At 69.2% G+C, this 20,762-nt stretch carries 23 protein-coding genes; 17 read left to right on the top strand and 6 right to left on the bottom strand.

Features of this window, described 5'->3' with window-relative positions:
• Positions 1–81 precede the first annotated feature (81 nt).
• Positions 82–1,389 (top strand): MFS transporter, encoded by a 1,308-nt coding sequence (locus WJ12_RS33220; RefSeq protein ID WP_034187708.1) that lies wholly within the window; start codon positions 82–84, stop codon positions 1,387–1,389.
• A gap of 1 nt (position 1,390) precedes the next feature.
• Positions 1,391–2,512, top strand: coding sequence for an amidohydrolase family protein (locus tag WJ12_RS33215; protein ID WP_059559065.1), 1,122 nt, complete (start codon positions 1,391–1,393; stop codon positions 2,510–2,512).
• 15 nt (positions 2,513–2,527) lie between these two features.
• Here WJ12_RS33215 and WJ12_RS33210 read toward each other — a convergent pair whose 3' ends face one another.
• From WJ12_RS33210 to WJ12_RS33200, 3 genes are all read right to left on the bottom strand, one after another.
• Positions 2,528–3,004 carry an SRPBCC family protein gene (locus tag WJ12_RS33210; protein ID WP_034187710.1) on the bottom strand — a complete coding sequence of 159 codons (477 nt, stop codon included), beginning with the start codon at positions 3,002–3,004 and terminating at the stop codon, positions 2,528–2,530.
• A gap of 127 nt (positions 3,005–3,131) precedes the next feature.
• The gene (locus WJ12_RS33205) at positions 3,132–3,617 is read right to left on the bottom strand and encodes an SRPBCC family protein (protein WP_059559063.1); all 486 of its coding nucleotides are present in this window, start codon (positions 3,615–3,617) and stop codon (positions 3,132–3,134) included.
• Complete coding sequence (locus WJ12_RS33200) at positions 3,589–3,954, bottom strand: ArsR/SmtB family transcription factor (RefSeq protein WP_059559060.1); 366 nt, start codon at positions 3,952–3,954, stop codon at positions 3,589–3,591. Before WJ12_RS33200 ends, WJ12_RS33205 begins: the two co-directional genes overlap by 29 nt.
• A gap of 205 nt (positions 3,955–4,159) precedes the next feature.
• Between WJ12_RS33200 and WJ12_RS33195 the strand changes: the two genes are divergently transcribed.
• The 3 genes from WJ12_RS33195 (at position 4,160) to WJ12_RS33185 (ending at position 6,232) form a co-directional block, all read left to right on the top strand.
• The gene (locus WJ12_RS33195; protein WP_059559057.1) at positions 4,160–4,690 is read left to right on the top strand and encodes a GNAT family N-acetyltransferase; all 531 of its coding nucleotides are present in this window, start codon (positions 4,160–4,162) and stop codon (positions 4,688–4,690) included.
• A gap of 11 nt (positions 4,691–4,701) precedes the next feature.
• Entirely contained in the window at positions 4,702–5,487 is a 786-nt protein-coding gene (locus WJ12_RS33190) for a YhfC family intramembrane metalloprotease (protein WP_059559055.1), read from the top strand.
• A gap of 166 nt (positions 5,488–5,653) precedes the next feature.
• Complete coding sequence (locus WJ12_RS33185; protein WP_059559294.1) at positions 5,654–6,232, top strand: hypothetical protein; 579 nt, start codon at positions 5,654–5,656, stop codon at positions 6,230–6,232.
• A gap of 15 nt (positions 6,233–6,247) precedes the next feature.
• Here WJ12_RS33185 and WJ12_RS33180 read toward each other — a convergent pair whose 3' ends face one another.
• Positions 6,248–6,832 (bottom strand): TetR/AcrR family transcriptional regulator, encoded by a 585-nt coding sequence (locus tag WJ12_RS33180; protein ID WP_034187715.1) that lies wholly within the window; start codon positions 6,830–6,832, stop codon positions 6,248–6,250.
• A gap of 338 nt (positions 6,833–7,170) precedes the next feature.
• Here WJ12_RS33180 and WJ12_RS33175 point away from each other — a divergent pair, with 338 nt between their 5' ends.
• The gene (locus tag WJ12_RS33175) at positions 7,171–7,875 is read left to right on the top strand and encodes an SDR family oxidoreductase (protein WP_034187716.1); all 705 of its coding nucleotides are present in this window, start codon (positions 7,171–7,173) and stop codon (positions 7,873–7,875) included.
• 58 nt (positions 7,876–7,933) lie between these two features.
• Here the strand turns inward: WJ12_RS33175 and fabV are convergent, their stop codons facing one another.
• The gene (gene fabV, locus WJ12_RS33170) at positions 7,934–9,136 is read right to left on the bottom strand and encodes an enoyl-ACP reductase FabV (protein WP_034187717.1); all 1,203 of its coding nucleotides are present in this window, start codon (positions 9,134–9,136) and stop codon (positions 7,934–7,936) included.
• Between the two features lie 165 nt (positions 9,137–9,301).
• Here fabV and WJ12_RS33165 point away from each other — a divergent pair, with 165 nt between their 5' ends.
• The 6 genes from WJ12_RS33165 to WJ12_RS33140 all read left to right on the top strand — a co-directional run bounded on the left by WJ12_RS33165 (position 9,302) and on the right by WJ12_RS33140 (position 14,868).
• Positions 9,302–9,835: a GbsR/MarR family transcriptional regulator gene (locus WJ12_RS33165; RefSeq protein WP_034187718.1), complete on the top strand. Its 534-nt coding sequence runs from the start codon at positions 9,302–9,304 to the stop codon at positions 9,833–9,835.
• Positions 9,836–9,923: 88 nt separating this feature from the next.
• Positions 9,924–11,246 (top strand): SDR family oxidoreductase, encoded by a 1,323-nt coding sequence (locus tag WJ12_RS33160; RefSeq protein WP_059559291.1) that lies wholly within the window; start codon positions 9,924–9,926, stop codon positions 11,244–11,246.
• Positions 11,243–11,713, top strand: a complete 471-nt coding sequence (locus tag WJ12_RS33155; RefSeq protein WP_059559052.1) for a DUF2269 family protein — start codon at positions 11,243–11,245, stop codon at positions 11,711–11,713. Before WJ12_RS33160 ends, WJ12_RS33155 begins: the two co-directional genes overlap by 4 nt.
• 93 nt (positions 11,714–11,806) lie before the next feature.
• Positions 11,807–12,676: a thiol-disulfide oxidoreductase DCC family protein gene (locus WJ12_RS33150; RefSeq protein WP_059559050.1), complete on the top strand. Its 870-nt coding sequence runs from the start codon at positions 11,807–11,809 to the stop codon at positions 12,674–12,676.
• The gene (locus WJ12_RS33145) at positions 12,673–14,172 is read left to right on the top strand and encodes a TIGR01777 family oxidoreductase (RefSeq protein ID WP_059559047.1); all 1,500 of its coding nucleotides are present in this window, start codon (positions 12,673–12,675) and stop codon (positions 14,170–14,172) included. The genes WJ12_RS33150 and WJ12_RS33145 overlap by 4 nt, the downstream gene beginning before the upstream one ends.
• A gap of 72 nt (positions 14,173–14,244) precedes the next feature.
• Positions 14,245–14,868: a glutathione S-transferase family protein gene (locus tag WJ12_RS33140; protein WP_034187722.1), complete on the top strand. Its 624-nt coding sequence runs from the start codon at positions 14,245–14,247 to the stop codon at positions 14,866–14,868.
• A gap of 81 nt (positions 14,869–14,949) precedes the next feature.
• Here WJ12_RS33140 and WJ12_RS33135 read toward each other — a convergent pair whose 3' ends face one another.
• Entirely contained in the window at positions 14,950–16,368 is a 1,419-nt protein-coding gene (locus tag WJ12_RS33135; protein ID WP_059559043.1) for a serine hydrolase domain-containing protein, read from the bottom strand.
• A gap of 242 nt (positions 16,369–16,610) precedes the next feature.
• On the opposite strand from WJ12_RS33135, the gene WJ12_RS33130 reads away from it, so the two are divergent.
• The 5 genes from WJ12_RS33130 (at position 16,611) to WJ12_RS33115 (ending at position 20,704) form a co-directional block, all read left to right on the top strand.
• Positions 16,611–17,030: an HIT family protein gene (locus tag WJ12_RS33130; RefSeq protein ID WP_034187724.1), complete on the top strand. Its 420-nt coding sequence runs from the start codon at positions 16,611–16,613 to the stop codon at positions 17,028–17,030.
• Between the two features lie 252 nt (positions 17,031–17,282).
• Entirely contained in the window at positions 17,283–17,447 is a 165-nt protein-coding gene (locus WJ12_RS36565) for a hypothetical protein (RefSeq protein ID WP_167361907.1), read from the top strand.
• A 155-nt stretch (positions 17,448–17,602) separates the two neighbouring features.
• The gene (locus WJ12_RS33125) at positions 17,603–18,262 is read left to right on the top strand and encodes a methyltransferase family protein (RefSeq protein ID WP_059559041.1); all 660 of its coding nucleotides are present in this window, start codon (positions 17,603–17,605) and stop codon (positions 18,260–18,262) included.
• Between the two features lie 379 nt (positions 18,263–18,641).
• On the top strand, positions 18,642–19,082 hold the full coding sequence (locus WJ12_RS33120; RefSeq protein ID WP_034187726.1) for a hypothetical protein: 441 nt from the start codon (positions 18,642–18,644) through the stop codon (positions 19,080–19,082).
• A gap of 785 nt (positions 19,083–19,867) precedes the next feature.
• The gene (locus tag WJ12_RS33115; RefSeq protein ID WP_034187727.1) at positions 19,868–20,704 is read left to right on the top strand and encodes a bifunctional allantoicase/(S)-ureidoglycine aminohydrolase; all 837 of its coding nucleotides are present in this window, start codon (positions 19,868–19,870) and stop codon (positions 20,702–20,704) included.
• Positions 20,705–20,762 lie beyond the last annotated feature (58 nt).

The raw sequence follows: 20,762 nt of genomic DNA, 5'->3' as shown, positions 1-20,762 counted from the left end.
CGGCCGCGATCCCCCGAACGAACACAGGCAGCCCGGCCGCGCCATGCGCGGACGAGGACCGCCGTATCCATGGAGACGAACATGACATCCGCTTCCCCGGCGCTCGCCGCCGACCGCGAGACCGACACGTCGGCCGAGCAGCGCGCCGTGCGCAAGGCCGCATGGCGCTTCATCCCGCTGCTCGCGCTCGCGTACTTCTTCAACTACCTGGATCGCACGAGCGTCGGGTTCGCGGCGCTCACGATGAACCGCGATCTCGGGCTGACCGCGACGCAGTTCGGCTGGGGCGCGGGGATCATGTTCGCGGGCTACTGCGTGTTCGAGGTGCCGAGCAATCTCGCGCTGTACCGCTTCGGCGCGCGTCGCTGGCTCGCCCGCATCATGATCACGTGGGGGCTGATGGCGGCCGCGACCGCGCTCGCGACCGGGCCGACGAGTTTCTACGCGATCCGGCTGCTGCTCGGCATCGGGGAGGCCGGCTTCTTCCCGGGCGTGATCTTCTTTCTCGCCGTGTGGTTTCCGGCGAGCTACCGCACGCGCGTGCTGGCGTGGTTCACCGTGTCGACGCCGCTGTCGTCGCTGATCGGCGGCCCGCTGTCGACGTGGCTGCTGCAGCTCGACGGCGTGCTCGGGCTCGCCGGCTGGAAATGGATGTTCATCGTCGAAGGGCTGCCGGCGTGCGCGCTCGGTTTCCTCGTCCTGAAGCTGTTGTCCGATTCGCCGGCGCATGCCGCGTGGCTGTCGGACGACGAGCGCGCGGCGCTGCAGCGCGCGTTCGAGCGCGAAGGCGCGGCGGCCGGCCGCAAGAAGGGCTTCGGCGTCGCGTTGCGCGACGTGCGCGTGTACGTGCTGGCGCTGATCTCGTTCGGCTTCACGATGGGCTCGTACGGGATCGGCATCTGGCTGCCGCAGATGCTGAAGGCGCACGGCATGTCGACGATGCAGACGGGCTGGCTGTCCGCGGTGCCGTACTGCTTCGCGACGGTCGCGCTGCTGTGGTGGGCGAAGCGGGTGGACCGTCGCGGCGGCCCGGTCGCGAACCTGGCCGTGGGGCTGTGCATCGGCGCGGTGGCGCTGGGCGTGTCGACGCATTTCCTGACGCTCGGGCCGGCGCTCGTCGGCATCACGTTCGCGTTGATCGGCACGATTGCCGGCCGCACGATCTTCTACACGCTGCCGTCGCGCTTCCTGTCCGGCCAGGCGGCGGCCGGCGGGCTGGCGCTGATCAACTCGATCGGCGCGCTCGGCGGCTTCGCGGGCCCCTATCTCGTCGGCTACCTGAAGGACAGCTTCGGCACGTTCACGGCCGGCATGCTCGGCCTCGCGATCGTGCTGGCGATCACGACGCTGCTCACGCTGTCGCTGTACGCGTTCGACCGGAGCGAATGACATGGATACGATTTCGATCAAGCGACGCCGGTTGCTCGGCGCGGCCGCGGCCTCGTTCGCGCTGCCCGCATGCGCCGACACGCCGGCCCACGATGGAGCTTCCCGCATGACGACGCAAGGCAACTATCTCGCGGTCCGCCCCGACTGGCTCGCGTCGGCGCTCGAACCCGCGCTCGAGCCGGACCTGCCGATCGTCGACGCGCATCATCACTTCTACGAACGGCCGGGCTGGATTTACATGCTCGACGACTATCTGCAGGACGCGCGCTCGGGCCACCACATCCAGGCGTCCGTCTACATGCAGGCGCAGACGCGCTATCGCGATTCGGGGCCGGCCGAACTGAAGCCGGTGGGCGAGACGGCCTACGTGGCCGGCGTGACCGAGCCGCTGCAGCACGGCCCGGTGGCCGTCGCCAAAGGTATCGTCGGCCATGCGGACCTGCGGCTCGGCGCACGCGTGCGCGACGTCCTGGAAGCGCATCTCGAAGCCGGACGCGGCCGGTTCCGCGGCGTTCGGCACCTGACCACGTGGGATCCCGATCCGACGCTCGCGAATCCGCTGTCGGCGGTGCCGCGCGGGCTGCTGCTCGATCCCGCGTACCGGGCCGGCGTCGCACAGCTCGCGCCGCTCGGGCTGTCGTACGACGCGTGGCTGTTCTTTCCGCAACTCCCCGAACTGTTCGACCTCGCGAAGGCAAACCCCGACACGCGGATCGTCGTCAATCACTGCGGCGGCGTCGTGCGGATCGCCAGCTATGCGGACAAGCGGCCGGAGGTGTTCGAGCGCTGGTCGGCGTCGATGCGTGCGCTCGCGCAACTGCCGAACGTTTACGTGAAGGTCGGCGGCCTCGGGATGCGCATCAACGGGTTCGATTTCGAGAAGGGCGCGACGCCGCCGTCTTCCGTGCAGCTCGCCGACGCGTGGAAGCCGTGGATGATGACCTGCATCGACGCATTCGGCCCCGGCCGCTGCATGTTCGAGAGCAATTTCCCGGTCGACAAGGGCTCGTATTCGTTCGTCAACGGCTGGAACGCGTTCAAGCGGCTGACCGCGCAGGCCAGCCGGGACGAGCGCGACGCGCTGTTCCGTGGCACGGTCACGCGCGCCTACCGGCTCGGCTGACGCGCGTGCGCGGCGTCACCCGGCTTCCACCAGCGCGGCCAGCCGCGCCAATGCCATCCGCCAGCCCGTTTCGTTGTCGGCGGCCGGCACGCCGGGCGGCACCCCGTCGTGCACGGCATCCACGCGCGTGCCGCCGGCTTCGTCGGACAGCGTGATGGTGATCGTCATCGCGCCGCGCAGCATCGGATCGTCGGTTTCGAACACGTCGATCTCGACGATCCGCTCGTCCGGCACGAGCGTGACGAAGCGGCCGTGATAGGTATCGGTGCGCGCGGTGGTCTTGCCGGTGTCGGCCGACGGCGCGTCGTAGCTCAGCGACACGCGCAGCGCGCCGCCTTCGCGCGCATCGTACGCGTGCACGCGGCACGTCATGCCGTCGGGCACCTTCCACTGCTCGACCGCGTGCGGATCGAGCAGCGCGCGGTAGACGCGCCCGCGCGGTGCGTTCAGGTGCCGGCTGACCCGGGTGGAATGCGTGTGCGTGTGCAACATGTGGCCTCCCGCGGAACGCGCGCGACGGTGCACGCCGGCGGCCGGCGTGTCGTCATGCTTCCTTCAGGAATCCTAGGCGCGGGCGCGGCGGCATGCAATGGCTGCCCGCGCGGGCGCGTTCAGCCGTTCAACGCAGGGCGGCGGCGAAGGCATCGAGCTGCGTGATGCAGGTGTTCCAGCCCTCGAAAAAGCCGAGCGCTTCGTGGCGCTCGCGCGTCGCGGCATCGGGATGCATCACGCGCGCCTCGTAGCGGCTGCCCGCGTCGTCGTCGGCCATCGTGACGATCGCCGTGAAGCCCATCCACGGCGTCTGCGGCCGCCAGCCCCCCGCGAGCATCGACGTGAACGCGATGCGCGATTCCGGCACGATCTCGAGAAAGCAGCCGGGATTGTCGCTCGTGCCGCCGTCGGGGCCGCGCATGAACGTGTGGAAGGCGCCGCCCGGGCGCAGGTCGAATGCGCGCACGTCGGTGGTCCACGGCTTCGGGCACCACCATTCCTTCAGCAATTCGGGGTCGGTCCACGCGCGCCACAGCGCACGGCGCGGCGCGTGCAGCGTGCGCGTGATGACGAGATCGTGGGCTTCAGCGGGGTCGACGGGGCTGGCTGACATCGTGCTCCTCCTGATGATGGCGTTCGACGAATTCGACGAGGCGGTCGGATCGCGCCTTCCACAGCGCGCGCTGGGCGGCGAGCCATGTCTCGGCCTCGGTCACCCGGCTGACCACCAGCGCGCAGGTGCGCGAGCGGCCGGTTTTCCGGGTCTGCACGAGGCCGCTGCGCTCGAGCACCGCGACATGCTTCATGAATGACGGCAGCGCCATGTCGAACGGCGCGGCCAGCGCGGAAACGGTTCGCTCGCCCTGGCCGAGTGCGCTGACGATCGCGCAGCGCGTCGGATCGGCGAGGGCGTGGAACACGTCGCTGATACCGGGTTGAAAGTTATCCATTCGGCTAAGTGTAGGCGACGTGACGGGTGATGCAGCGGAAGTTTTCATCGCGTACGATGATGGGGCGGTAACGCGCGCCGACCGGGCGCGGCGTTGCCGGACGCCTGCCGCCGTTTCTTGAGCCTCGACGACCGGCCGGCGTGCGTTTGGGATCCCGGCCCATGCCGAAACCGTGCGTGCGGCCTGCCTGACTACCGGAGAGGGCATGACCGAATCTGTTACCGTCCGTCGGATCGACGCACGCGACGCGATGCGTTGCGTCGACGCGCTGGCCGACCTGTTGATCGATTGCGTCGAAGGCGGCGCATCCGTCAGCTTCATGTTGCCGATCGCGCGGCCGACCGCCGTCGCGTTCTGGACGCGCGTGGCTGAGGGCGTCCAGAACGACGAGCGCATCCTGCTCGTCGCCGAGGATGCGGCGGGCCGGATCGTCGGCACGGTGCAGGTCGTGACCGCGCAGCCCGAGAACCAGCCGCATCGCGCGGATATCGCGAAGATGCTCGTCGCGCGGCACGCGCGCCGGCAGGGCATCGCCGCGCGGCTGATGGCGGCGGCCGACGCGGCCGCGCGCGACGCCGGCAAGACCGTGCTCGTGCTCGACACCGTGACGGGCGGCGACGCCGAGCGGCTGTACGAGCGGGCCGGCTGGCAGCGCGTCGGCGTCGTGCCGAACTATGCGCTGATGCCCGACGGCGCGCTCTGCGCGACGACCTATTTCCACAAGCAGCTCGCGTAACGACAGCCGTCATGCATCCCGTCGCCCCGGCGCTGCTGTGCGCCACGCTGGCGGCCGGTGTCGCGGCACTGATCGCGCCGGTGTGGCTCGCGGTCCGCTGGCGGCGCCGCACGCAGGTGCCGCTGCGCGTGTTTTGCTACGGCATGCTGACCTTCTTCGTGTTCCAGCCGCTGCTGCGCCTGTCGTGGCAGGCGCCGCTGTTCCACTGGCTCGGAACCAGTCCGCGCTGGCATCTGCCGATGCTCGTGTTCGCCGCGTTGACGGCCGGGCTCTTCGAGGAATGCGGGCGCTGGGTCGCGTTCCGGTATCTGCTGCCGAAGCGGCACGATGCGCGGACGGCCGTGATGCTCGGGCTCGGGCACGGCGGGCTGGAAGCGATGCTGCTGGTCGGCGTGGGGTTCGTCGCGCTCGGCACCGGCTACCTGCTCGCGCACGCGGGTGTCGCCGTGCCGGCCGGCATGCGATCGCTGATCGGGTCGGGGTTCGCGGGGATGACGCTCGTGTCGCCGCTGCTCGCGCTGTTCGAGCGCGTGAGCGCGATGGCCGCGCATGTCGGGCTGTCGCTGATCGTGCTGCAGGCGTTCGTGCGCGGCGCGAAACGCTGGCTCGCGTATGCGATCGCGTTCCATTTCATGTTCGACCTTGTCGCGGTGCTGCTGACGCGGTACTGGCACGTCGAGACCGTGCTGGTCGAGGTGCTCCTGTTCGTGTGCAGCGCGGGATTGCTGTGGCTGGGCGTGCGCGTGAGCCGTCGCGGAGCGGGCGCGGGCTCGGTGCGCAGCGAGCATGCCGCGTGACGCGTGGGGTCGGCCGCGGGCGTACGCGGCGCCTTCCTGGTCGCAGCGCGAACTGTCCGGCGGCCGGTTTTCCCGCAGCATGAAAAGCCGGGCCGGAAGCGCCGCCGGTTCGATATATTCACGCCAGAAGACTTCAACGAAAAGCCAGGGAACCGCCGCCCAGATGATGAAACGCTCACACGTCGCCTTCGCCCTTGCGGGCTTGCTCGTCGCGCTGCCGATTGCCGCTTATGCGCTCGTCAAGCCGCTGCGAATACTCGCGCCCGCGTTGATCCCCGGCGTGTCGTGCCCGAGCGCCGACATCTGCACGGACGATGCCGCGAAGCTTGGCGACGCGCAGCGGCTGTATCGCGACGGCTATGCGCGCGCGGCGGCGGCCGTCGGCCCGTTTCACGATGCGCCGCGCGTCGTGTTCTGTTCGACGCGCGCGTGTGCCGACGCGTTCGGCCTGGGCGCGCGCGCGGCGCTGACACTCGGCAATTTCGGGGTGGCCGTCGCGCCGCGCGGCTGGACCCCCTATTTCATCGCGCACGAGCTGATCCATCATCGTCAGGCCGAAGTGCTCGGCAACCTGGCCGTCGCGACCAAGCCGCGCTGGCTGATCGAGGGGATGGCGTATTCGCTCAGCGACGATCCGCGCCATCCGCTCGCGCAGCCGTTCGAAGCGTGGCGCACGCGTTTCGATGCGTGGCATGCGGCGCTTGGCGGGCAACCGCTGTGGGATGCCGCGCGGGCGGTCGAGTAGCGCGGGAGGGCGGCGTTACGCAGGCGTGCCCGGATCGCCGCGTCCGGCGCCCAGCGTCTTGCGTCCCGCGTCGAGGATCTCGTCGGCCAGCGCGCGATCGGTGCCCGCGACCGCGCGCGACAGCACGAGCGCGCCGACCATCTGGCTGAAGACCGCCAACGTGTCGCGACGTGTCTGCTCCGGCGTCGCGCCTTCGGCCGCCACCATCGGCGCCAGCCGGTCGAGATACGCGGCGAGACCGTGCGCGTAGCATGCGCGCGCCGCGTCGGTCAGCCGCGCCGCGTCGCCGGCGAAGCCGGACAGCGGGCACCCGGCCTCGACGTTGTCGCGATGCGCGGCCGACAGGTACGCCGCCACCTGCGCGTCGAGACTGCCGGCGTTCGGCGAATCGGCGCGGTCGTGCATCGCCTTTTCCATCACTTCGGCGACGAGCGCGTCTTTCGACTTGAAGTGGTTGTAGAAGCCGCCCTGCGTGAAGCCGGCTTCCTTCATCAGCTCCGTCAGCCCGACGGCATCGACGCCGCGCGCGCGGAACAGCCGCTCGGCGGCCGCGACGATCGCGCTCCGGTTCTCGGCGGCCTGCTGTCTTGATACGCCCATCGATCTCTCCCTGATTTTGCCGATCGCGTCGATTGGAAAACACAATTGCGATCACCATTGACATGAGGGCGTGGCACGAACAGAATGCACCGCAAAGACAATGGTGATCGACATTGACATCGAGTGTAGTCGACTTGGCCGGCGATGCAAAGCCACGGCCGGACACGGATGGCAGTCGGTTGGCGTCTTTGGCGCCGCGGCTATCGGGCGGCGGACGGCTCGCCGCCCGCCGTCGGCGGCGCACCGGTTCGGCAAGCAATGGCAACCTCGTTTTCCACCGGATCTCATGCGCGCGGCGAGCCGGCGCGCAGGCGATTCATCATGCGAAAGGAACGATCATGAAGATCGAAGGTGCAGTCGTTTTCGTGACGGGCGCGAACCGCGGGCTCGGGCTCGAGTTCGCGAAGCAGGCGCTCGCCAGAGGCGCGCGCAAGGTCTATGCGGCGGCGCGCGATCCGGCCACCGTGACGCTGCCGGGCGTCGTGCCCGTGAAGCTCGACGTGACCGATCCGGCGGCCGTCGCCGCGGCGGCCGATGCGGCCCGCGACGTCACGCTGCTGATCAACAACGCCGGCATCGCGCGGCTCGGCAGCCTGACGGACGACGGCGCGCCCGACGCGCTGCGCGAGCACTTCGAAACCAACGTGTTCGGGATGCTGGCGATGTCGCGGGCGTTCGCCGGCACGCTCGCCAGCCACGGCGGCGGCGCGATCCTGAACATCCTGTCGGTCGCGAGCTGGGTGAACCGGCCGATCCTGTCGGGCTACGGCGTGTCGAAATCGGCCGCGTGGGCGCTGACCAACGGGCTGCGCCATTCGCTGCGCGAACAGCATACGCAGGTCGTCGGGCTGCATGCGGGGTTCATCGATACCGACCTGACGGCCGGCCTCGACGTGCCGAAGGCCACGCCGGCCGACGTCGTGCGCCAGGCCTACGAGGCAATCGAAGCAGGAGAAGAGGAGGTGTCGACCGACGAATTCACGCGGCAAGTGAAGGCCACGCTGTCGTCGGGCGTCTATCTGGAAGAGCCGGCGCCGCGTTGACGCGGCCGGCAACGCGGCCCCGCCGCCCGCTCGATGAGCGCGGCGGCGGGGCGTTTCGTCAGACCGTCGTGTCGATGATGCCCGGGATCTTCACGTCCGGGTTCACGTCCGCGTCGTAGTCGACACCGGCGATCTCGAAGCCGAACAGCCGCAGGAAGTCGGTCTTGTAGCCGGCGAAGTCGGTCATCTCGTACAGGTTCTCGTTGGTCACCTTGTCCCACATCGCGACGACCTTCTCCTGCACCTGCGGATCGAGCTCCTTGTAGTCCGCGCGCAGGCGGCCTTCCGCGTCGATGTGCGGCGTCGCGCCGTACAGGCTGTCCTTCAGGAGCCCGTACACCTGCTCGATGCAGCCTTCGTGCGTGCCGGCTTCCTTCATCACCTTGAACAGCAGCGACAGGTACAGCGGCATCATCGGGATCGCCGAGCTGGCCTGCGTGACGACGGCCTTCAGCACCGACACGCGGGCATCGCCGCCGTGCGCGGCCAGCTTGTCGCGGATCGACAGCACCTTCTTGTCGAGATCCTTCTTCGCTTCGCCGATCGAGCCGTTCCAGTAGATGTCGTGCGTGATCTGCTCGCCGAGATACGTGAACGCGGTGGTCTTCGCGCCGTCGGCCAGCACGCCGGCGTCGGCCAGCGCGTCGATCCACATCTGCCAGTCCTCGCCGCCCATCACCGCGACGGTGCCGTCGATCTCTTCCTGCGTCGCCGGTTCGAGCGCGACGTCGCGGATCACTTCCTTGTCGGTGTCGAGGCCGCGGAACGTGACGGCCTTGCCGACCGGCTTGAGCGTCGAGCTGATCGTCTCGCCCGTCTTCGGATGCGTGCGGCGCGGTGCCGCGAGGCTGTAGACGACCAGATCGACCTTGCCGAGATCCTGCTTGATGGTGTCGATCGTGACCTGCTTGACCTTGTCGGAGAATGCGTCGCCGTTGATGCTGCGCGCATAGAGCCCCTTTTCGGCGGCGAATTTCTCGAACGCGGCGCTGTTGTACCAGCCGGCCGTACCGGGCTTCGTTTCGCTGCCGGCGCGCTCGAAGAACACGCCGAGCGTGTCCGCGCCCGAGCCGAATGCGGCCGAGATCCGGGCCGCGAGGCCATAGCCGGTCGACGCGCCGATCACGAGCACCTTTTTCGGGCCATTGGCGATCGGGCCGTGCGAAGTCACGTAGTCGATCTGTTCCTTGACGTTGGCCTCGCAGCCGACGGGATGAGTCGTCACGCAGATGAAGCCACGCACGCGCGGTTTGATGATCATGGAAAAACCTCTGTCTATCAGAAAGGCGGGGACGGCCTGAAATCGGAAAATCCCGCGCATTGTAAAGGAAGCGGCCGATCGCGGGCGGGCGCGGCCGGACGGTGTCGGATCGCCCCGGTTATTTCTCTCTTGACAGAAATAACTGAAATGAATAAATTTCCTGACATGGAACTCACACCGATTGCCGAACGATTCATTCTCCACTGGGGCGAAATGGGCTCGCGGTGGGGCGTCAACCGCACCGTCTCGCAGATTCACGCGCTGCTCTACCTGGCCGGCCGGCCGGTCGCGGCCGACGAGATCGCCGACACGCTCAACGTCGCGCGCTCCAACGTCAGCACGAGCCTGAAGGAGCTGCAGGCGTGGCGGCTCGCGAAGGTCGTGCACGTGCTGGGCGACCGCCGCGACCACTTCGAGACGTCGACCGACATCTGGGAGTTGTTCAAGCTGATCGTCGAAGGGCGGCGGCAGCGCGAGATCGAACCGACGCTCACGGTGCTGCGCGATTGCCTGACGAGTCCGGAGATCGCGAACGAAAGCCGCGAGACCGAACAGCGTATCCGCGACACGCTGCAGTTCGTCGAGACGCTCACGACCTGGTCGGACGAGATGCTGCGGCTCAAGCCCGATACGCTGATGAAGGCGCTCGGCATCGGCGCGAAGATCAGCCAGACGGTCAGGCGCAAGCCGTCGAAGTAAGCGGTAGCGGAAGTGCGGGCGGGCAGCCCGCTTTTTTTGGGGTTGATATTTCTGTCTTTACAGAAATAACTGTAAATAGAGGATGAAGATGAACGCAATCCTGCCGTCGGCCCGACAGCACGATCGCACCGGCGCGCGCAGTATCACCGTGCTCGTCTGCGGCGCGAGCGGCTTCATCGGGCGGGCGCTGTGCGCGCAGCTCGAAGCCGGCGGCCATCACGTGCTGCGCGGCGTGCGTCACGCGGCCGTCCCGCGCGACATCGCGATCGACTTCGCGCGGGACGTCGATCCGCAGGCGTGGCTGCCGCGGCTGACGGGCGTCGACGTGGTGGTCAACGCCGTCGGTATCCTGGCCGACCGACGCGGCGCGACGCTCGACGCCGTGCACCGCGCCGCGCCGTGCGCGCTCTTCACCGCATGCTGCCGCGCCGGCGTGCGGCGCGTGATCCAGATCTCGGCGCTCGGCGTCGAGCGCGGCGAGACGCGGTACTTCGCGAGCAAGCACGCGGCCGACCGGTTCCTGCGGACGCTGCCGATCGATTCCCGCATCGTGCGCCCCGCGCTCGTCTACGGCGCGGCCGGCGCGTCGGCGCGGTTGTTCCGGAGGCTCGCGAGCCTGCCCGTGCATGTGCTGCCGGCGGGCGGCCGTCAGCGGCTGCGCCCCGTGCACGTCGACGATCTCGCGGAAGTCGTCGCGCGGCTCGTCGTGCAACCGGACGATGCGGCGGAGGCCGGCAACCGGGTGATCGACGTGGTCGGCGGCGACGAAGTCGAATACCGCGAGATGCTGGCCTGCTACCGGGCCGCGCTGGGGTTTCCGCCGGCTGCGCGCGTGACGCTGCCGGGCCCGCTGGCCGGCGCGGCGGCTGTCCTGTCCGGCATGCTGCCGGGCGCGCTGTTCACGCGCGACACGTGGACGATGCTGCGCGCCGGGAACACCGGCGATCCGTCGGCCACCGCGGCCGTGCTCGGCCGGCCGCCGCGCGGCATCGGCCGCTTCATCGGCACGGAAAGCGCTGCCGCGCTGCGCCGCGAGGCGCTCGCGATGTGGCGGCGCCCGTTGCTGCGCGGCGTGCTCGCGATCGTGTGGATCTGGACGGCCATCGCGAGCGCGTTCATCCATCCGCTGCACGCGAGCCTCGCGCTGCTCGCGCCTGCGCACCTGACGGGACTGCCGGCGTTGCTCGCGCTCTATGGGGCCAGCGCGCTGGACTTCGCGTTCGGCATCGCGACCGTCGCCGCGCCTTCGCGGCGCCTGTGGGCTGCGCAAGCGGCGCTGATCGTCGCGTATTCGGCCGTGATCGCGGTCACGATGCCGGGCCTGCTGGCCGAACCGTTCGGTCCGGTGCTCAAGAACGTGCCGATTCTCGCCATCCTGTTGATCCTCTTTTCAGAAGAAGAACGCGCATGAATACCTATCTCGTCATCAAGGCGCTTCACATCCTGTCCTCGGTGCTGCTGGTCGGCACGGGGTTCGGCACCGCGTTCTACCTGTTCTTCGCGAACCGCACGCGGTCGGTGCCCGCGATCGCGGCCGTGTCGCGGCTCGTGGTGCGCGCGGACGGGTGGTTCACGACGCCGGCCGTGATCTTCCAGCCGGCGTCCGGCTTGTGGCTCGCGCACACGGCCGGCTGGCCGTGGCATACGCCGTGGTTGCTCGCGTCGATCGTGCTGTACGCGGTCGCCGGTGCGTGCTGGCTGCCGGTCGTGTGGCTGCAGCTCGAACTGGCATCGATGGCGAGGCTCGCGCACGCGAACGGCGATGCCGCGCTGCCCGAGCGCTACTGGCGCTACGCGAAACGCTGGGAACTGCTCGGTTATCCGGCGTTTTTCGCGATGCTGACCGTCTACTTCCTGATGGTCGTCAAGCCGATTTAAGCGTGTCGCCGCCGTGCGGGCGCGGCGGTTCGAGGCACCGGCATGCAGTCGATCGATTCATGATGCTTTCGATAAAAAGAAGGAGTGCAAATCATGAGCGCAAGTGAACTGGAAGTTTACTTCGACGGGCGATGTCCGTTATGCGTCGCGGAAATTCGGCGTCTCGCGGCGCGCGACGCGCGACACCGGCTGACGTTCGTCGATATCGCCGAACCGGGCTTCGACCCGGCGCCGCTGGGCGTCGACCTGCCCGCGCTGAATCGCGAACTGCATGCGCGCCTGCCTGACGGACGCATGCTGACCGGCGTCGACAGCGTCGCGGCCGCCCACGCGCTGGCCGGGCGCCGCTGGCTCGCCTGGCTGCTGCGCGTGCCGGCCCTGCGCGGTGTGCTCGCACCGCTGTATCGCCGCTTCGCACGCAACCGGCAGGCCGTTTCGCGCTGGCTCGGGTATCACGCCGAAGCGCGCTGCGACGACGCGGCGTGCGGGATCGGCGAGGCCGCCGGACGCAGGGCATCAGCGCGCCCCGCACGCGACACCCAGCGCCGCATCGTCGTGAACTGGATGGGGGCGGTCGCGATCGTGCACCTGCTGGTCGGCGCGGTCGTGCCGTGGATGGCCGGCGCGCCGTGGCTCGATGCCTATCACCGCGGCATCGAGCTGCATTTCTGGGCAGGAACGGCGCCCGACGCCGCACGTGCCCAGCAGGTCTGGTGGATGTCGCTGGCCGGCGCGACGGTACAGTGCGCGTCGGTCTGGATGCTCGCGCTCGTCCACCTCGGCAACCGGTTGCGCAAACGGGAAGTGTGGGGCTGGCTGCTGGCCGGCCTGTCGATCTGGGCGCCGCAGGACATGCTGTTGTCGTGGCAGGCGCATGTGCGGGGCCACGTAGCGATCGACCTCGTCGCGCTCGTCGCGATGGTGCCGCCGCTCGTCTGGCTGTGGAGGAGGGATACCGTATGAACACCTTGCCTGCTTTCGACTGGGCGCTCAACCTGCTGATCGTGCAGGGCGCGATGGGCGCCTTCGATACGCTTTATCACCACGAACTCACGCAGGACCTGCCGCACAGCCCGCGCGCGCGGCTCGAACTGGCGATTCATGCGGTGCGTTCCGTGTTGTACGGCCTCGTGTTCGCATCGATCGCGAACGTTGCGTTTCACGGGGCGTGGGTGGCAGCGCTCGCGGCGGTCGTACTCGTCGAAGTGGCGCTGACGTTGTGGGACTTCGTCGTCGAGGACCAAAGCCGCAAGCTGCCGGCCACCGAGCGCGTGCTGCACACGCTGCTGGCCGTCAACGGCGGCGCGCTGTTCGGGATGATCGCGATGCAACTGGCCGTGTGGGCGCACGAGCCGACCGCGCTGCAGCCGCTCGATCCCGGCTGGCGCGGCTGGCTGCTCAGCCTGTTTGCCGTCGGCGTGACCATATCGGGTGTGCGCGACGGGATCGCCGCGTGCCGGATCGCACGCCGGGTGCCGGCCGCCAATCCGTTCGCGGGTCAGCCGCCGGGCCACGTGCTCGTGACCGGCGGGACCGGCTTCATCGGCGAAACGCTCGTGAACCGGTTGCTCGATGCCGGGCATACCGTCACGCTGCTGGCGCGCGATCCGCTGCGCGCGGCCTACCTGTTTGACGGCCGCGTGCGCAGCGTGACGTCCGTCGAACAACTGCGGCCGCACGAGCGTGTCGACACGGTCGTCAATCTCGCGGGCGCGCCGGTGCTGGGCGCACGCTGGAGCAAGCGCCGGCAGGCGCGGCTGCTTGCGAGCCGCGTCGGCGTCACGCAGGCGCTGACGCGCTGGGTCGAGACCGCCGAGATCAAGCCGCGCACGTGGATCCAGGCATCCGCGATCGGCTACTACGGCGTGCGTCCGGCCGACGAACGGCTCGACGAGGCCAGCAGCGCCGGCACCGGCTTCATGTCCGAACTGTGCCGGCAGTGGGAGCGTGCCGCGCAGCCGCTCGAACGCCACGGCGTGCGCACGGTGGTGCTGCGGCTGGGCATCGTGTTCGGCCCCGGCGGCGCGTTGCGCCCGATGCTGCTGCCGCATTACTTCGGGATGGGCGGGCGATTCGGCGACGGCGCGCAGGTGATGAGCTGGATTCACCGGGACGACGTGCTGCGGATCGTCGCGCGCGCGATGTCGAGCGCGGGCATGCGCGGCGTCTACAACGCGGTCGCGCCGGTGCCGCTGACCCAGCGCGCGTTCGTGCAGGTCGTGTCGAAGGTGCTGCGCCGCCCCGCGTGGCTGCACGTGCCGGCCGCGCCGCTGCGCGTCGCGATGGGCGAGATGGCCGAGCTGCTGCTGGACGGGCAGCGCGTGATGCCGGCGCGGCTGCATCGGGAAGGATTCATGTTCCGCTTCCCGACGGCCGAGCATGCGCTGCGCGACCTGACGAACCGGCCGCACACCGATTTCGCGGGGCCGGCCTGCCGTTTGCCCCGCCGTCGTGTATAAATTCGGCGTGAACGTGCGCGGGGCGTGTCCTGCGTCCCGCGCGCTCCGCATCCGACCTCACAAGGAGACTGCATGCTGCACGTCCTCGGCAAGATCCCGTCCATCAACGTCCGCAAGGTGCTGTGGCTGTGCACCGAACTGAACCTGCCGTTCGAACAGGAAGACTGGGGGGCGGGCTTCCGCACGACCCACGATCCGGCCTATCTCGCGCTGAATCCGAATGCGCTCGTGCCGGTCATCAAGGATGACGACTTCGTGCTGTGGGAATCGAACACGATCATCCGCTACCTCGCGAACCGCCATGGCGGCGACGCGCTCTATCCGGCCGAGCCTCAGGCGCGCGCACGGGTCGACCAGTGGATCGACTGGCAGGGCTCGGACCTGAACCGCTCGTGGGTCGGCGCATTCCTCGGCCTCGTGCGCAAGTCGCCCGATCACCAGGATCCGGACGGCATCGCGCAGTCGATCGCCGGCTGGACGAAGCACATGCAGGTGCTGAATGCGCAACTCGACAAGACGGGCGCGTACGTGGCCGGCGATACGTTCACGCTCGCGGACATTCCGATCGGCCTGTCGGCGAACCGCTGGTTCGGCACGCCGTTCGCCCATCCGGAATTGCCGGCGGTGTCGCGCTATATCGAACGTCTCGCGACGCGCGAAGGCTTCAAGCAGTACGCGGGCAGCGCGAATCCGTAAAGCCGGGCAGGCCGCGTGTGAAGCGGCGGCGTTGCAAGCGCTGCCGCTTCACGCGCGCGTCATCGATTCGCGCGCCCGCCGTCACGCGCCGGGCGCCGGCACCGCATCGAGCACGCGCGCGAGAAACGCCTCGTGATTCCACGCGGCCTCCGGCCGCGACAGCCCGAGCCGCACGACCACCAGCTGACGGCTCGGCACCACGCTCACGAACTGCCCTTCATGGCCGACCGCATGAAACGCGTCGGCCGGCATCGCGGGCGCATTCGGATCGCGATCGTTGAACGGCTCCGGCACCTTGACCCACAGTTGCGCGCCGAACGTCTGCCGTGCCGACTGCGGCGTCGCGCGCGTCAGGTAACGCACCCAGCCCCGCGGCAGCAACTGCTGCCCGTTCCACCTGCCGTCCTGCAGCAGCAGTTGCCCGAAGCGCGCCCAGTCGCGCGCGTTCGCATACAGGTACGACGGCGCGACGAGCGTGCCGGATGCATCGGGCTCGAACACCGCGCTGCGCATCCCGAGCGGCGCGAACAACGCGCGGCGCGGATACGAGAGATAGTCGCCGTCGCTGCCGCCGAGCGCTTCGCGCATCACACGCGCGACGATCGCGCTCGTGCCGCTCGAGTAGTACCACTGCGTGCCGGGTGTCGCGGCGAGCGGTTTCGCCGACGCGAACCGCGCCATGTCGGGCTGCGTGAACAGCATCACGGCGACGTCGGAGAGCGGGTCGTCATAGTCCTCGTTGAACTGCAGGCCGCTCGTCATCCGCAGCAGCTCGTCGAGCGTGATGGCCGCGCGCGCGTCGCCGCTGCCGCGCCATTCGGGCAGCAGCGCCGACGTATCGGGCGACAGCTTGTGCTGCGCGACGAGCGTGCCGATCAGCGCGGCCGTCACGGTCTTCGTCATCGACCAGCCGGGCAGCGGCGTATCGGCCGTGAAGCCGGGCGCGTAGCGTTCGGCGATCACCTGGCCGCGCCACATCACGACGACCGCGCGGGTGCGCCGCGGCCGCGCCGGATCGGGTTCGTCGAACGCGCGGTCGAGCGCGGTCCGCAGCTTGTGCGCGTCGATGCCGGCGGGCGGTGTGGCGGGGGCGGGGGCGGGCGGGGTGGCCGGCGGGTCGGGAAGCGGCGGCAACGCGGCCGGCAACGCGGTCGACGTCGCGCCGGGCGAGGGTCCGGGCGCGAGCGTGCAGCCGAGCCCCGGCCGGAAGTCGGCTTCGCGCTCGGCGAAACCGGCGAAGGTCGCCGTCGCGCGATGATGGTCGGGATCGATCGACGGGCGCACCAGCTTCAGCAGCGGATGCACGCCGGCCATGATGTCCACGTCGATCACGGACGCGGCCGGCCGGCCCGATACGAACACGCCCGAACACAGCGCCTTGGCCGCATAGCCGGTCGCGATCGGCGCGAGCCGGGACAGCATGTAGCCCGTGTAGCCGATCGCGGCAACGAGCGCGAGTGCGACACCGCGCAGCATCAGCTTCTTGAGGGGGATCGTCATGCGCGAGCATCCTCGGTGGCGTGCCGGCCGGCAACGATCCGGCAGTGTCTCAGGTTTGGGCGATGCGTTGCAATCGCGGCCGCGTGACGTGCGATGACGACCGCATGCGTTCGCGTGGCCGTGTGTCCGGCGGCTCGCCCCGTGTTGCGCGTCGCGCAGGTTGATGTCCGGGCGGCCATCGGCCGATAATCGTCCGGCATTGGCCACCCGGCCCAACTGTCCAACCGAGATCGGAAAACGCCATGACCTACGACAACGACAACCCGTTCGCGAAAATCCTGCGCGGCGAACTGCCTTGCGTGAAAGTCGCCGAAGACGATGCGACGCTCGCGATCATGGACCTGATGCCGCAGGCCGACGGTCACGTGCTCGTGATCCCGAAGGAGCCGGCCGCGCAGATCTTCGAGCTGTCCGGCGACGCGGCCGCGGCCGGCATCCGCATGACGCAGCGCGTCGCGGCGGCGGTGCGCGCGGCGCTCGAGCCGGACGGCGTGTTCATCGGCCAGTTCAACGGCGCGGCGGCCGGCCAGACGGTCCCGCACGTGCATTTCCACGTGATTCCGCGCCGGGAAGGCGTCGAGCTGCGGATGCATGCGCGCGAGATCGCGGACGCCGCGACGCTCGAGGCGCTCGCGCAGCGCATTCGTGCGCATTTCGTGTAACGGATCGATTGCATGCGGTCCGGCAAGGGCCCGGCGGCCGGCCGCCGCCCCGCACCCGACTGTTTCAGCGGTCATGCGAGGTAACACGTGTAACCGCCGGCGAAACTCGGCCGGCCAGGCCCGGCGCTAGACTCCGCGCATTGCATCATCGAGCGACACGAGAGGCGGATCGCCTCGTCGTGCCGGCCGCCGCCGTCGCGGCGGCGCGGCCTTCGCGAGATGCCATTCGTCTTTCGCGCCGGGAACCGAGCCATGTCCAGAATTCTCATCACGCTTGCCCTGATCGGCGGCCTGTCAGGCTGCTACGTCGCGCCGCCATACGGTTACGCGCCCGCGCCGGCCTACTACGGCTATGCGCCCGCGTATTACGCGCCGCCCGTCAGCGTCGGGATCGGCGGCAACTTCCGCATCCGCTGATCGCCTCCGGGCGGGCGTTCCGGCCGCAGGGGCACGGTGCGCCGCCTTTCGCCGGGCGATCCGCCGGGCGTCGCGTGCCGCATGACGGCGGCGCACGGCGCTTCGCGAGCGCGCTTCCTATACTTCACGGGAAAGCGCATCCCCGCGAGGCCGTCATGGCAGTGCCCCCCAAGGTCGTCGTCCTGTCGAGCGTATCCACGCTCGTCTATCTCGGGCTCGCCGTTCTCGGTATCGGCGGGTTCGCCGCGTTCTTCTCGCATCCGCAGCTGACCGTCGTCGCGATCGCGACGCTCGCGATGGCCGTGGCCGCGCTGTTCACCGAAGGCAACCTGAGCAGCGGCGAGCGTGAAAATCGCGACAACCGCTGGGTGCTCGCCGCATTCGCGGTGAGCGGATTCCTGCTCGCCTACGTGCCCGCGCTGACCGACCGGCTCGAAGTCTGGACCTTCGGCGGCGACACGGTGCGCTGGCTCGGTGTCGTGCTGTACCTCGCGGGCGGTGCGTTGCGTATCTGGCCCGTGTTCGTGCTCGGCAGGCGCTTCAGCGGCCTCGTCGCGATCCAGCCGGGCCATACGCTCGTGACCGACGGCATCTACCGCCATATCCGCAATCCGAGCTATCTCGGCCTGCTCGTCAATTCGGTCGGCTGGTCGCTGGTTTTCCGCTCGGGCATCGGCCTGCTGCTGGTCGGGCTGACGCTGGTGCCGCTCGTCGCGCGGATCCGCTCGGAGGAGGCGCTGCTGCGCGCGCATTTCGGCGCCGAATACGACGCGTATTGCGCGCGGACGTGGCGGTTGCTGCCCGGCGTGTACTGACCCCGTCATCCTTCCCCGTTGCCGTCGTTCGGGCGCCTGCTCACGACGCGTGCCCGATGTGTTGCCACGTGTGTCTCGAACGTGCGACGACGCGCAGGGCCGGGCTCTCTCCGCGCTGGTCGGGACCCTCGCCGGAGCCAATGCCGGCGCGGGTTTGGCGCAATTTCGGGGTGCCCGTCCGACCTTCGTTATTCGTAAACAACTTGTTACCAGAATGTCCACGGCAAGGCGGCGGGACCGGTGCTATTCTTCGCCGCAAGCTCATTGAAATGAATTGGTCCGCGGTTCGGCACAATGCCTCACCCGACGTCGATCGATTCAGATCGTCGTAGCGAGCGGACCTTCGATAACCAGATTGCGAACAAGGAAGAATACGGGAATGTGGAAGAAAATCGCCCCCGCTCTCGTCGTCGCCGCGCTGACCGGCACGACTGCACTGCCGGCGCTGGCCGGTGACATGAACAACGCGCTTGGCGGCGCGCTCGGCGGGGTAGCCGGCGCGGCAGTCGGCGGTGCGCTCGGCGGCAGCACGGGCTCGGTGATCGGCGGCGCCATCGGCGGCGGCGCGGGTGGCGCGGTGACGTCGAACCGTCGCGAGCGCACCGGCGCGATCATCGGCGGCGCACTCGGCGGCGGCGCGGGGACCGCGGCGGGCAACGCGATGGGCGGCCGCACGGGCGGCCTGCTGGGCGCGGCCGTCGGCGGCGGCGCCGGCGCGGCGCTCGGCGGCAACATGTCGCGCAGCTCGTACGAGCGCGACTACGGCGATCGCGGTTATCGCCACCGCAAGCATCGTCACCACCACCGCGACTGGGACTGATCGCCGCGGGCGCGGCACGGTGCGCGACATGCGCACCGGCGCGCCGACGGCGTCGGCACCCGACGCGAGATTCGGCCCGGCGGCCTGCCGGGCCGTCATCGCCGGCCTGACCGGCGTCCCCCTTCCGGTTTCATCAGCCGCTGCCATGCGCCCGATCGACGGGCCGGCCATCCATCTCCCCCGTGTTTCCCCGTTGCTCGACGACCTGACCTGCCGCGCATGAACGCGTCCGGGCAGAATCGGCATGCGCCATCGCGGATCGTTCTTCCGACCATTTCAGCCTGACGACCCCGTCGCAGCGATCCGCTGCCGCAAGCCCGTCGTTTCCCCTCGATTCGCATGACCGGACATGACCTGGCCGCTGCCTGGCCGTCAGGATTTCCCTGATGGCCCGCCCGCCGCGCCATGGCCCTTCACCGCGCATCGCGGGCGCCGGCGGGTAGTGGCAAATCGAATGGATGTCATCGCAACATTTAATTGGTCGATCGCGATCGACTTCGCTATCGTCGGCGGTGCCCGCGTACGGAGTCGAACCGTGCCGCCCGCCGTGCCTCGCCGCATGACCGCGAGCGCCGCGGCCGGCCGCCGGACCCGACAACCCGGGTCGCCGCGTCCGATGAACCGGACGGACCCGACGCGAAGCCTGGCCGACCGAACGAAGGCGCACGCGCTTTCAAGCCACCCCGGCAACGATGTCCCGCCGCCGCATGCGTGCCCCACGCGCGTGCGAACCGCCCGATGCCGTTTGCGCCAGGGGCCGGACCAACCCATTGCCTGGATGCACTATGTCTAAGACAACGTATTACGCGCCGCATGGCGGCCACCCGCCGCAGACGGATCTGCTGACCGATCGCGCGATGTTCACCGAGGCGTACGCGGTGATCCCGAAGGGGGTGATGCGCGACATCGTCACGAGCTGGCTGCCGTTCTGGACGAACACGCGCCTGTGGGTGATCGCCCGCCCGCTGTCGGGTTTCGCCGAAACCTTCTCGCAGTACATCGTCGAAGTGAATCCGGGCGGCGGCAGCGACAAGCCCGAGCAGGACAAGAACGCCGAAGCCGTGCTGTTCGTCGTCGAAGGCGAGGCCGAGCTGACGCTGCAAGGCAAGCAGCACACGCTGAAGCCGGGCGGTTACGCGTTCATTCCGCCGGGCGCGGACTGGACGCTGCACAACGTCAGCGATGCCGCGGTGCGCTTCCACTGGGTGCGCAAGCACTACCAGGCCGTCGACGGCATTCCGCTGCCGGACGCATTCGTGACCAACGAGCAGGACGTCGAGCCGATCCCGATGCCGGGTACCAACGGCGCATGGGTGACGACGCGCTTCGTCGACATGAGCGACATGCGTCACGACATGCACGTGAACATCGTGACGTTCGAGCCGGGCGGCGTGATTCCGTTCGCGGAAACGCACGTGATGGAGCATGGCCTGTACGTGCTGGAAGGCAAGGCCGTCTATCGCCTGAACCAGGACTGGGTCGAGGTCGAAGCGGGCGACTTCATGTGGCTGCGCGCGTTCTGCCCGCAGGCCTGCTACTCGGGCGGCCCCGGCCGCTTCCGCTACCTGCTGTACAAGGACGTGAACCGTCACATGAACCTGTTGCTGAACCCGGCGCGCTAACGCGCCGCCACGCAGGTCGGACACGAAAGCCCGCCGGTGCAAGCCGGCGGGCTTTTCT

Source organism: Burkholderia seminalis (genome assembly GCF_001718535.1).
GTDB classification, from domain to species: domain Bacteria; phylum Pseudomonadota; class Gammaproteobacteria; order Burkholderiales; family Burkholderiaceae; genus Burkholderia; species Burkholderia seminalis.
The sequence above is the reverse complement of the archived record's forward strand: the minus strand, read 5'-3'. Positions and strand labels throughout refer to the sequence as shown.

Bases quoted from the DNA above. Each gene is read 5' to 3' on its own strand.
- WJ12_RS33155 (WP_059559052.1), top strand. From the start codon at position 11,243: ATGAATACCTATCTCGTCATCAAGGCGCTTCACATCCTGTCCTCGGTG.
- WJ12_RS33215 (WP_059559065.1), top strand. From the start codon at position 1,391: ATGGATACGATTTCGATCAAGCGACGCCGGTTGCTCGGCGCGGCCGCG.
- WJ12_RS33160 (WP_059559291.1), top strand. From the start codon at position 9,924: ATGAACGCAATCCTGCCGTCGGCCCGACAGCACGATCGCACCGGCGCG.
- WJ12_RS33150 (WP_059559050.1), top strand. From the start codon at position 11,807: ATGAGCGCAAGTGAACTGGAAGTTTACTTCGACGGGCGATGTCCGTTA.
- WJ12_RS33185 (WP_059559294.1), top strand. From the start codon at position 5,654: ATGAAACGCTCACACGTCGCCTTCGCCCTTGCGGGCTTGCTCGTCGCG.
- WJ12_RS33200 (WP_059559060.1), bottom strand. From the start codon at position 3,954: ATGGATAACTTTCAACCCGGTATCAGCGACGTGTTCCACGCCCTCGCC.
- WJ12_RS33145 (WP_059559047.1), top strand. From the start codon at position 12,673: ATGAACACCTTGCCTGCTTTCGACTGGGCGCTCAACCTGCTGATCGTG.
- WJ12_RS33195 (WP_059559057.1), top strand. From the start codon at position 4,160: ATGACCGAATCTGTTACCGTCCGTCGGATCGACGCACGCGACGCGATG.
- WJ12_RS33210 (WP_034187710.1), bottom strand. From the start codon at position 3,004: ATGTTGCACACGCACACGCATTCCACCCGGGTCAGCCGGCACCTGAAC.
- WJ12_RS33140 (WP_034187722.1), top strand. From the start codon at position 14,245: ATGCTGCACGTCCTCGGCAAGATCCCGTCCATCAACGTCCGCAAGGTG.
- WJ12_RS33220 (WP_034187708.1), top strand. From the start codon at position 82: ATGACATCCGCTTCCCCGGCGCTCGCCGCCGACCGCGAGACCGACACG.
- WJ12_RS33115 (WP_034187727.1), top strand. From the start codon at position 19,868: ATGTCTAAGACAACGTATTACGCGCCGCATGGCGGCCACCCGCCGCAG.
- WJ12_RS33190 (WP_059559055.1), top strand. From the start codon at position 4,702: ATGCATCCCGTCGCCCCGGCGCTGCTGTGCGCCACGCTGGCGGCCGGT.
- WJ12_RS33125 (WP_059559041.1), top strand. From the start codon at position 17,603: ATGGCAGTGCCCCCCAAGGTCGTCGTCCTGTCGAGCGTATCCACGCTC.
- WJ12_RS33120 (WP_034187726.1), top strand. From the start codon at position 18,642: ATGTGGAAGAAAATCGCCCCCGCTCTCGTCGTCGCCGCGCTGACCGGC.
- fabV (WP_034187717.1), bottom strand. From the start codon at position 9,136: ATGATCATCAAACCGCGCGTGCGTGGCTTCATCTGCGTGACGACTCAT.
- WJ12_RS33175 (WP_034187716.1), top strand. From the start codon at position 7,171: ATGAAGATCGAAGGTGCAGTCGTTTTCGTGACGGGCGCGAACCGCGGG.
- WJ12_RS33130 (WP_034187724.1), top strand. From the start codon at position 16,611: ATGACCTACGACAACGACAACCCGTTCGCGAAAATCCTGCGCGGCGAA.
- WJ12_RS36565 (WP_167361907.1), top strand. From the start codon at position 17,283: ATGTCCAGAATTCTCATCACGCTTGCCCTGATCGGCGGCCTGTCAGGC.
- WJ12_RS33205 (WP_059559063.1), bottom strand. From the start codon at position 3,617: ATGTCAGCCAGCCCCGTCGACCCCGCTGAAGCCCACGATCTCGTCATC.
- WJ12_RS33180 (WP_034187715.1), bottom strand. From the start codon at position 6,832: ATGGGCGTATCAAGACAGCAGGCCGCCGAGAACCGGAGCGCGATCGTC.
- WJ12_RS33165 (WP_034187718.1), top strand. From the start codon at position 9,302: ATGGAACTCACACCGATTGCCGAACGATTCATTCTCCACTGGGGCGAA.
- WJ12_RS33135 (WP_059559043.1), bottom strand. From the start codon at position 16,368: ATGACGATCCCCCTCAAGAAGCTGATGCTGCGCGGTGTCGCACTCGCG.